This is a genomic window from Methanoregula sp. PtaB.Bin085 (assembly GCF_002067035.1).
GTDB lineage: Archaea > Halobacteriota > Methanomicrobia > Methanomicrobiales > Methanospirillaceae > Methanoregula.
Genome location: NZ_MVQB01000046.1, coordinates 180,069 through 189,960 on the forward strand (window position 1 = coordinate 180,069; position 9,892 = coordinate 189,960).

8 protein-coding genes and 1 pseudogene are annotated in these 9,892 nt (G+C 58.2%); 5 read left to right on the forward strand and 4 right to left on the reverse strand.

The genetic code is table 11. From position 1 onward, the window contains the following. Positions 1–2: 2 nt before the first annotated feature. A complete protein-coding gene (locus tag A4E33_RS10565) occupies positions 3–2,258 on the reverse strand; it encodes a polyprenyl synthetase family protein (protein ID WP_292347955.1) in 2,256 nt (751 codons plus the stop codon). A gap of 172 nt (positions 2,259–2,430) precedes the next feature. Between A4E33_RS10565 and A4E33_RS10570 the strand changes: the two genes are divergently transcribed. Further along, a complete protein-coding gene (locus tag A4E33_RS10570; RefSeq protein ID WP_292347957.1) occupies positions 2,431–3,471 on the forward strand; it encodes a CFI-box-CTERM domain-containing protein in 1,041 nt (346 codons plus the stop codon). 119 nt (positions 3,472–3,590) lie between these two features. Here the strand turns inward: A4E33_RS10570 and A4E33_RS10575 are convergent, their stop codons facing one another. Continuing rightward, entirely contained in the window at positions 3,591–4,091 is a 501-nt protein-coding gene (locus tag A4E33_RS10575; protein WP_292347959.1) for a zinc-ribbon domain-containing protein, read from the reverse strand. A 148-nt stretch (positions 4,092–4,239) separates the two neighbouring features. Next, entirely contained in the window at positions 4,240–5,367 is a 1,128-nt protein-coding gene (locus A4E33_RS10580; RefSeq protein WP_292347960.1) for a nicotinate phosphoribosyltransferase, read from the reverse strand. Positions 5,368–5,533: 166 nt separating this feature from the next. Between A4E33_RS10580 and A4E33_RS10585 the strand changes: the two genes are divergently transcribed. From A4E33_RS10585 to A4E33_RS10600, 4 genes are read left to right on the forward strand one after another with little or no spacing between them, the layout of a single operon-like run. Next, a complete protein-coding gene (locus A4E33_RS10585) occupies positions 5,534–6,208 on the forward strand; it encodes an MTAP family purine nucleoside phosphorylase (RefSeq protein WP_292347961.1) in 675 nt (224 codons plus the stop codon). A gap of 12 nt (positions 6,209–6,220) precedes the next feature. Next, entirely contained in the window at positions 6,221–7,531 is a 1,311-nt protein-coding gene (locus tag A4E33_RS10590) for an amidohydrolase family protein (protein ID WP_292347964.1), read from the forward strand. 8 nt (positions 7,532–7,539) lie between these two features. Continuing rightward, the gene (locus tag A4E33_RS10595) at positions 7,540–8,988 is read left to right on the forward strand and encodes an MBL fold metallo-hydrolase (RefSeq protein WP_292347966.1); all 1,449 of its coding nucleotides are present in this window, start codon (positions 7,540–7,542) and stop codon (positions 8,986–8,988) included. Continuing rightward, positions 8,985–9,200 carry a DUF3006 domain-containing protein gene (locus tag A4E33_RS10600; protein ID WP_292347967.1) on the forward strand — a complete coding sequence of 72 codons (216 nt, stop codon included), beginning with the start codon at positions 8,985–8,987 and terminating at the stop codon, positions 9,198–9,200. The genes A4E33_RS10595 and A4E33_RS10600 overlap by 4 nt, the downstream gene beginning before the upstream one ends. A gap of 49 nt (positions 9,201–9,249) precedes the next feature. On the opposite strand, the pseudogene A4E33_RS10605 reads toward A4E33_RS10600, so the two are convergent. Next, a pseudogene (locus A4E33_RS10605) lies at positions 9,250–9,892 on the reverse strand (hypothetical protein); the annotation flags it as partial.

Here is a 9,892-nt window from a genome sequence, read left to right on the forward strand (position 1 = left end):
TGTCAGTACCTCATCGTTCCGGCCTGTACCAGGCTCCTGGTAAAGAGCCGGAGCATGACCTTGTGTTCCGACGGGGGGACTTTTTTTGAGAAGGTATGCCATGCTTCATCAAGCATCGCAACCGCTTCTCCCCTGCACACTTCCAGCGCCCCGGATTTCCTGACAAGGCGCACCCCTCCCTTCTGCGCATCCATGCGCTGTCGTTCAGCGGGAGAACAGAGGATCCGGATGAGTTCCTTGCGATCAACCGCATCCAGAAGAACGAGAGCCCGTGCAATGACATAGGTCACTTTCCCGGCAGCGATATCGTCGCACGGTGTTTCAGGGATATTCTGCATTGGTTCAAAACTCTGGATATCGTCTGCGATCTGGAAGGCGGTCCCGAGCGCACGGGCAAATGCCACGCAGGCGTCCCGTACCCGGGGTGCCGATCCTGCAAGGATGCAGCCGGCTTCGGCCATGGCAACAGCTGCAGTCGCGGTCTTCATCTCGTACATCTGCAGGATCTTTCCGGTAAGATCCTGCCGGGTCCAGAGGTCGAGGTTCTCTTCGGTGAGATTCTTCGACCAGTAGATGTCCTGTGCCTGCCCGAAATGACCCCGGATGAAGGAGTCAAGAGTGACCCGGTAGAACTCCAGCCGCTGCTGTGTGGTAAGATCCGGGTGGGTGCTGTACAGGATCGAGGGGAGGAAGTACAGCGTGTTGGCCGCGTTGATGGCGACATCGGTGCCGTACCGGCGGTGGATACACAGGTCGCCCCGCCTTGTTTCTGCATTGTCCTCGATGTCGTCGATGATGAGGGTGCCGGTATGGGTGAGCTCGGGAACAACCGAGAGAAGCTGCAGGTAATCCTCCGAGCGGACACCAAGCGATTCGAGGAGCAGGAGGGCAAAGACCGGCCGCCAGTACTTCTTCTCCCGGGTGAGCAGGTCCCGGCAGGGGCGTATGATCGTCTCGTTCAGGGCATCGGTCTCGCGGATCCCCCCCGGCATGTCGGCGAACCTGCCGAACTCACCGGCCCCGCTCTCCGGCGGGATGAACTCGTCAATGCTTGTACGGATGCGGCCGGTATGGTATGCGATATATTTCCGGAAATCGAAGATGTACCCGTATCCCTGCAGCTCCAGGCGGGCAGTACCGCTGAACGGTACTCCCCCCACCGATCCGGAACATCGTGCCGCACCTTCCCAGACGGCCCGCATGAACCCGAGGATCGGTATCTCCTGGTCGTCGGTCACGGGTTCCACGCTCAACCGTGCATCTGCTTCCGGCACGGTAATCTCCATGGCAACCGGGTACTGTATCCTGGTAACCGGGCTTGTCCAGAACCGGGACGGGGTGACGGTAAAATCCGTGTATGTCCTGACCTCCCCCCTGTTACCGAAGGCAAACGCGTTCCGCGCCAGAACCGTTCCTGACTCCGGATCATGGAAGATGAGGAAGATCCAGCTCGAGCCGTCGCGTCCGCTGATACCGGTCCAGTCCCATCCGTGCAGGTGTCCCTCACCGGGCTTTTCCAAAAACCAGCCGGAGTTCCCCCACTGGTGATCGAACCAGGCGGTTCCAAAAACCGGTTCATCTCCCGCAGTCCCGGAGAGTGCAAGCAAGGGACGGGTAACATAAGTCATGGCCCGGTATGGGGATGCCCCGATGTTCTCCATGTGATACCGGGGCGATTGCGGTACGAACCGGAACCGGCACGGGCCGGTGTCCCCGGTACTGCCGAATGAAAGGGATATCTCATCTCCGTATATTGTGAACCGGATATCGTCCCACGAGAACGAGAAGGGGTCCTGCACCACAACCGGCCGCTGCTGCACAAGCGTTACAGGTGCCGGCGGCCCGTACGACCGGATCTCATCGATATACGTGTTCACAAGGTCGCGGTCAAGGTTTGTCGACCGTGCTTCGTCCTGCCTGCAGAGAAGATCATCGATGATCCTTCGTTCCCCCCTGCTGACAACAGACTGCGTACCGGTAGCGGGATCGAGGACCTGGAGGATGACATAATACCCGTCATCCGTTGCATTCTTGTCGCGGGTGAGGTCATACCGGAAGATACTGATCATGAAGTGCCGGAGCTGCACGTTCTGTCCTGCAAAGGATCCATGGACAAACCACCATTCAATGGAGCTTCCCGCGTGGATGCCGTCAGAGGCAGCTCCATCCATGCGATGAACGGCTATACTGATCGCACCGGAAGTGCCTTTGCCCTTCCATGCAACCGGGGGGGATTCGGCAGTATCACCGTTGACCATGCAGTACTTCTCACCTGTCAATAGTTAATGTCTTTGAATTGCACCCGATGAACAGGTGGATATGAAGGGAAAAACGCACACAAGAATCTGTGATGGAGGTCCGGAGATCAGGCAGCCGTTGTTTTATGCAGTTTACAAAAGATTTAATGTCCGTTTGAAAAATCTATCATACATGACTCCCTGTGCATTCGGATCCCTCCTTCTTGCGGTACTGATCGTGTCTGCGGTAGTACCGGCTGCCGCGATCCCGGACGATTCATCCAGTACTGTAGCACCCGGCCTGCTGGGGCTGCCAGGCGTACCGGACCTCCTGCAGGAAAAGAGCAAACTCCAGTGGGACTGGGTAAAATTCAAGCAGGAGGGGGACAGGTTGTACGAGAGCGGAAATTACGAGGAAGCGGTCAAGCACTACACCATGGCTGAGGGATTGTTGCTGGAAAAAGATCCTGACCGGCGTTCAACCACGGAAAGTTCCCTTGCCAATCTCGAGACCATGAAATCCAGCGCATACCAGAAATGGGGAGGTCACGATGCGGAAGCACAGAAATCAGCCCGGAAAGCGCAGGAGTTGCGGGCTTCGGCAGATGCCAAGGGGAGGGCAGAGGCAAGCGGATCCTATGGTTGTCTCATCGTGACTGCCACATATGGATCACCTCTTGCCAGTGAAGTGCAGCTGGTGAGGACCTTCCGTGACGAATCGATTGCAAAGAGTTACACGGGATCCCGCTTCATGCCGGGATTCAATGCATGGTATTACTCGTTCTCTCCGCAGGTTTCTGCGTATATCAATGAACACCCTGTGGTAAAACCAGTCATGCAGATCCTGATAATGCCTGTCCTTGAGATTGTCCTCCTTGCACAGGTGTGCTGGACCTTCCTGAGCTTTAACCCGGAACTTGCGACAATAACCGCTATCATTGTTGGAAGTGCCCTGTATGGTCTTGTCTATGTATTCCCGACCGTCATGGCGGGTATCTGGATAGCCCGGCGGAGAGGATGGGAAGGAACCGGAATCCGGAATATCTGGCCTGCTGCAGCTGCCTGGGTTCTCACTCTGCTGTTGTTAATGACGGGAATTTTCCTCTCTCTTGACGATTTCACGACGATAGCATCCGGTCTTTTTGTCATCGTAACCATTATTCTTGTTGTAGCGGGAGTCTCACTTTCTCTCCTGCCGTATATCGGCAGAAGCAATACTTCAGCACAGAAATAGCGAATCCATCCTTTTTATCCATATCTCTTTCACGCCACGGTAATCTGCTGATGGTTCGTCAAAAGCCCTGCTGCCGTTTCCACAAAAAGCGTTCCGGGCGCATGCCCGGACAAAAAAAATCAGAGATCCGGGGGTGCCGGTGACAGAATATCGATGTAAAACACATCGAAGAGCATGGCTCCCAGCCCTATCAGTATCGCAAGGATGCCAATCACCATCACTGCGCCCCGCCGGTTCTCGGGCTTCGCGATGGCAACTCCTCCGAGAACAATCGCAAGGATCCCAAGGAGGTACGGGTACCGGAGGAACGAGGCAAGCCCGGCCAGGATCCCAAGGATGCCAACGACCAGCATCACCTTGTTCAGCGGCGGTCTGGCCGTTGCCGGTGCTGCTCCCGTGGGAACCGGTGGCTGCCCGAAAGCAGGCTGCTGTCCGTAGACCGGCTGCTGGGACGGGTAATATGCAGGCTGTGCCGTGGCCGGTTGTGCAGCGGGAGGCTGGTACGGCACCGCAGCCGGCCGGGAGGCAGGTGCCTGCGGGGGTCTTTTTAACGGCTTACCGCAGTTCTTGCAGAACTGGTTGGTATCGGGATTCTGTGTACCGCACTCACCGCAGAACATGAGATCACTCTACAGTCTGCTTGTGCCTGCGCCGATATGAAGATTATGTTTCCCCTCTGGGTTATTCTTGGACACGGTTCCGGGAAGTGTTCCGGTATCCTGCACTGGCAACGATGAAGAAAAATGATGATCCTGGACAACAGAATCGTCAGCAGGGTAATCCCAGAGTCCTGCGGGCCTGCGCTACCCGCTTCCGTGCATCCTGCATGAAGGAGTCCTGGACAACCTTCCCTCCGGTGATGAACCGCTCGATCAGGGGCTTTGTGCCTTTCGGTCCCTTCCGGGTGGCGGGAAGAACGAGATGCGTCCCGTCCTGTGCAGCATGAACCTGCTTGATGCCGCTTCTCTTTCCCCGCTTGGCCTTCGCCTTCCCGCCAATCTCCACGATGTCAAGGGCAAAATCAATCACCGGGGCATTCGCGATCGCCCCGCCGACACCAAAGGCATCCACGCAGTCCCGGTACTGGATCACATCCTCGCGGGTCACTCCGCCGGAGAGGAAGATCTTCACGTTCTCGTACCCGTGGGCATCGAGCTCCCAGCGGACCTCTTCGATGATTGCCCGCATGTTCCCGCGCCGGGATCTGGGCGTGTCCAGCCTGACAGCGGTCGCACCGCACTCCGCAGCCCGCAGGGACTCTGTTTTCTCGTCGCAGTACGTATCGCAGAGCATGATCCGCGGGACTGACTTCGGGGCGTTCCGGTCGAATGCCTTCCATGCATCCTCCGGTGTCTTGTAGCACATCACGAAGGCGTGGGGCATCGTGCCGACCACCGGCATCCCTTCGGGGGCGCAGGTATTGGAGACGCCGTCGACACCGCCGATCCAGGCCGCACGCTCGATCATCGCGGCGATTGCTGGATGCTGCCGGCGGGAGCCGAATGAGTAGACCGGGCGGTCGCCGGCCGCGATCCGGATGTGGGCGGCTGCCGTTGCGATACCGGATGCATGGCAGAGGAAACCGAGAATCGCGGTTTCATACCGGCAGAAGTCGCGGTATTTTCCGCTGATACGAAGCACCGGCTCGTTTTTGTAAAAGACCGTGCCCTCGGGCATCGCGTCTACGGTCAGCGGCATACCGTCAAGCAAAGCGAGCACGTCAGCAAGCCCGCAGAAGACCGCCCACGAATCCGGCAGGGATGATGCAGTAACTTCCATGACCACGTGCGGGTTGAGCCGGTCGTTCTTGAGCGTCTCCTCGGACCGGACAAAGTAGATATCCGTGCATTCGCCGTTCCTGATTGCCTCATCGCTGACGGTGAGAAATGTGCCCATAGCAGGGAGTATGGGTTTTCCTCTCATTTACGCTTACTGAAAAACATCCCGGTAAATACGCTAATTATTAGTGCTGCTTTCGCCAACCTTTCAGAGAGGACAGGGATTCCATGCAACAGGTCCGGAATACACCGGTTTTTTACCGGCAGGCTGCGGGAGGGCCGTGATGCTCGGCATCATCGGCGGAACGAGCCTTATGTTCTCGGAGCTGCCGCACTTTGAGAAGAGGCAGATCGCTACCCCGTTCGGGAACGCGACCATCCTCGCCGGGGATAACGTCGCGCTCCTGATGCGCCACCAGAACGACCTGCCACCCCACCGGATCAATTTCCGGGCAAACCTTGCAGCCCTTGCCATTGCCGGTGTGGATCGCATTGTTGCGTTTGGCTCGTCCGGTTCCCTGAATCACGATATCGCGCCCGGATCGCTTGTCATCCCCACGGATTATGTGAGCATGACTGCCATCCCGTCTATCCATGACCATGCCGTTGCCCACGTCATGCCGGAACTGTCGCCGGATCTCTCACAGGAGCTCCGCCGGCTCGTCCCGGCAGCACGGCTGGGGGGCACGTACCTGCAGACCTGGGGCCCGCGGTTCGAGACGGTTGCCGAGATTGCCGTCTTTTCCCGGTTCGCTGATCTCGTGGGAATGACCCTTGCGTCCGAGGCAACACTCGCACGCGAGCTCTCAATCCCGTTTGCCGCGATCTGCACGGTGGACAACTATGCCAACGGGCTGGCCGATGGCATCCTCACGTGGGACGAGGTGCTGGCGATCTCCCGGCAGTTCCGTGAACGGACAGCAAAAATTCTGGATACGATCATGCAGCAGATGGCTTGAGGGAGGAACAGCATGGACGATATTTTTGGCAGGCAGCAGGCGATCCTGATTGCGGATGTGCAGGTGAACGGGAAAAACGCGGATATTTTTGTCCGAGACGACGGTACCATTGGTGCTATCGGGGAAGGTGTACGGAAACAGCACACGGGTGAGGCAGATATCATTATCGACGGGAACGGGGCGATCGCGCTTCCCGGTCTTGTCAACACCCACACTCATGCCGCCATGTCCCTCCTGCGCGGCTATGCCGACGACATGATCCTGCAGGACTGGCTCTCCCAGAAGATCTGGCCGCTCGAGGCCCACCTGACGCCTCCTGACGTGTACTGGGGGACAAAACTCGCCTGCCTCGAGATGATCCGGACAGGCACGACCGCATTCAACGACATGTACTTCATGATGGAGGAGGCAGCCCGGGCCGTCGGCGAGGCGGGGATCCGGGCAGTGCTTTCCTACGGGTTCATTGACCTCTTCGATGCTGGGAAGCGCGAGGCCGAGTGCAGGGCAACAGAGAACCTTGTCCGCCATATACGCTCGCTGGACAACCCGCGGATCACTGCCGCGGCAGGCCCCCATGCACCGTACACAGTCTCCCCCGACGGGCTGAAGTGGTGCGCGGAGTTTGCCCGCGAGGAGAAGATCGGCATCCACATCCACCTATCAGAGACCGAGAAGGAAGTGAACGACTGCATTGCCCAGCACGGGAAACGGCCTGCCGTCCTCCTCGACGAATGTGGGATCCTCACCCCCCGCACGGTCGCTGCCCACTGCTGCTGGCTTGACGAGGCAGAGTGCACGCTCCTCGGGAAGCGGGGTGTTTCCGCATCGCACAACCCCACGAGCAACATGAAGCTTGCAACCAACCGGGCCATGCCATGGCACTGGCTGAAGGATGCCGGAGCGAATGTCTGCCTCGGGACGGACGGGTGCGCATCCAACAACAACCTCGACATGTTCGAGGAGGCAAAGACCGCAGCCATCCTCCAGAAGTTCTTCTGGAACAATCCGACGCTCCTCCCGGCACAGGAAGCGCTTGCCATGGCAACCGCAAACGGTGCCAGGGGACTCGGCCTTGCAACCGGGAGGCTTTTGCCAGGTACGCCGGCAGATATCATCCTTGTTGCTGTCCACGAAGCGTGCAACACGCCCCTCCACAATGCAATGTCCAACATCGTCTATTCCTGCAACGGCGGGGCAGTCGAGACAACCATCTGCGACGGCAGGGTGCTCATGCTCAACCGGGAGGTTCCTGGCGAAAAGGAGATCCTGGAAGGCGCATCGGCAGCAGCAGCCGACCTTGTCAGGCGGGCTCAGTCCTCGTAGGTGATGCAATGAGTCTGCAAAAAGCCGGGCGGGCACTCCTGCCCGTCATCCTTGTCATTCTCCTCATTGCAACCCCTCTCCTTGCCGGCTGCTCTGATATCCTCCCGCCGGATCCCGGCACATCCCTCCGGACCAACACTTCCGGTGATTTGCGGGTATATTTCCTCGATGTCGGGCAGGGGGATTCTTCAGTCATCCTCTTTCAGGACAAGGTCATCCTGATCGATGCGGGGGAGGTCGATTATGGCAACCGCGTTGTCAGCGATCTTGAGAACCTGGGTGTCACCCGTATCAATCTGCTGGTTGCAACGCACCCGCACTCGGATCATATCGGCGGAATGCAGAAGGTGCTCACCCGTTTCCCGGTCGGGAAGGTGCTCGACTCGGGTATCCCGTCATCGTCGTCCCTGTACGGGCAGTTCCTCAGGACCGTGGACGAAAAGCATATCCCGTACATTACTCCCAAACGCGGGCAGACCATCGATATCGATCCCTCGTTAAGGATCGTTGTTCTCTCGCCCCCGGAGCAGCAGATCGGCGACTCGATCAATACCAACAGTGTCGTCCTGCGGGTCTCGTACGGTACGGTGAACCTGCTCTTTGCCGGCGATGCAACAACCGAGGCAGAAGATGTCATGATACGGTCCGGTCTCCCTCTCGACGCCGATGTCCTCAAGGTCAGCCACCACGGAAGTTCCGATGCCAGTTCAGCGGCTTTTCTGCGCCGCGTCGACCCGGAGGTTGCCGTGATCTCTCTTGGCAGGGACAATGACTACGGCCACCCGCATCGTGAAACGCTTGGCGGGCTGGACTCGATCGGGGCTCTCGTGCTCCGCACAGATCGTGACGGGACCGTCTGTGTCGAGAGTGATGGTGCAACATATTCCATTGCAACCGAAAGGGATACAGTCGACATCTGGTCGCACTCCCGGATGCCTTCAGCAACCCCGGCAACAACCACCAGTCCGGGCTCCCTGACACCAGCCGGCACCGCAACACCCGGGATACCGTTCACCCTGCCGGTCACATTCCCGTCCAACCTCACGATCCCGACCGTTCCCTCCAATCTGTCGATCCTGAACCTGACCCTCCCCTCCCTCCAGCTCGGGAACGCATCGAATATCTCCATCAGTGCCGTGCAGTTCGATGCGCCCGGCGATGATACGAAGAACCTGAACGGCGAATGGATCCGGCTGACAAATAATGGTGAAGAGACAGTCCTTCTCACGAGCTGGACACTTGCCGACAGGAGCGGCACGGAACCATACAGGTTCCCGGCATTCCTCCTTATGCCCAAAAGCTCGGTGACGGTGTACACCGGTGACGGCGTAATGAACGATACGGCCCTGTTCATGGGAAGGAAGGAACCTCTCTGGGGCAACAGCGGGGACCGGGCAACCTTAATGGACGGGAGCGGCAGGATTATCGATCAGTGGCCGGAGACAGTTACAACATGAAAGTGAGCATCGACCGGGTTGAGGAGTGCATTGCCGTACTGATCGTTCAGGAAGATCCCATGGTACGGATCCGCATACCTGCCGGGTTTCTCCCGCCCGGCAGCAGGGAAGGGGATCTCCTGGACCTGACGCTGGAACCGGATCCTGCTGCTACTGCTGCGGCAAGGCAACAGGTGTCCGGCCTGATCGGGAAGATGAAGAAAAAACAGTGAATGGTCCGGGTATTTGGACATCGTTTCGTAACGTTTATACAAGCAAGTGTTACAATTCATCGTACATCATGACGATATCGGCAAACTCCACCCTGCCATTGGCATTATAATCAAAGGCAGCGAGAGGTTCATGCGCCACGATCCAGTCAAGGTATTCAAAGAAAAGAACAACGTCTGCGAAGTCCTTCCGGCCGTTCGCGTTCAGGTCCTCGTATTTCCCGTCCTTGTCCGGATCGGTCGGGGCGGAGGACTGGCCGGGAAGGGCGACCGGCCCGGGAAGGTTAACCTTCGCCCTGCCGGAGTCCGGATTGATCATCAGCGATGACTCGTCAACCGCCTCGAAATCGGATCCCTTCAGCTGCTTGAGGCCGTTCAGGTCATCGTCGTTCCACCTCGTATCAGGAACCCCTGAAATAAACCAGTTCCCGCCATTGTCGGCAAGGATCATCCCGTATTTCTTGAGCGCTGCGAGAACGACCTTCGACTGGGGGCCGTAACCTGAAGTATCAAATGATGCTTTCAGCCGGAACCGCTGCCCCATCGGGGGATACCGCGGATCGGTGATGCTGGAGGCATCGTGGCGCGCCGGCCAGATGTGTGCTTTCTGTGTCTTTTGCGCGGTGAAGCGGATGGCATGGGTGATCTCGCCTGCTGCCACTTCGTCATACCGTACGAGACCGGGGAGCATGGCA

What these genes read in the sequence shown, in the direction of transcription:
- A4E33_RS10600 (WP_292347967.1), top strand. Translation starts at nt 8,985, where the DNA reads ATGAAAGTGAGCATCGACCGGGTTGAGGAGTGCATTGCCGTACTGATC.
- A4E33_RS10575 (WP_292347959.1), bottom strand. Translation starts at nt 4,091, where the DNA reads ATGTTCTGCGGTGAGTGCGGTACACAGAATCCCGATACCAACCAGTTC.
- A4E33_RS10580 (WP_292347960.1), bottom strand. Translation starts at nt 5,367, where the DNA reads ATGGGCACATTTCTCACCGTCAGCGATGAGGCAATCAGGAACGGCGAA.
- A4E33_RS10585 (WP_292347961.1), top strand. Translation starts at nt 5,534, where the DNA reads ATGCTCGGCATCATCGGCGGAACGAGCCTTATGTTCTCGGAGCTGCCG.
- A4E33_RS10565 (WP_292347955.1), bottom strand. Translation starts at nt 2,258, where the DNA reads ATGGTCAACGGTGATACTGCCGAATCCCCCCCGGTTGCATGGAAGGGC.
- A4E33_RS10595 (WP_292347966.1), top strand. Translation starts at nt 7,540, where the DNA reads ATGAGTCTGCAAAAAGCCGGGCGGGCACTCCTGCCCGTCATCCTTGTC.
- A4E33_RS10590 (WP_292347964.1), top strand. Translation starts at nt 6,221, where the DNA reads ATGGACGATATTTTTGGCAGGCAGCAGGCGATCCTGATTGCGGATGTG.
- A4E33_RS10570 (WP_292347957.1), top strand. Translation starts at nt 2,431, where the DNA reads ATGACTCCCTGTGCATTCGGATCCCTCCTTCTTGCGGTACTGATCGTG.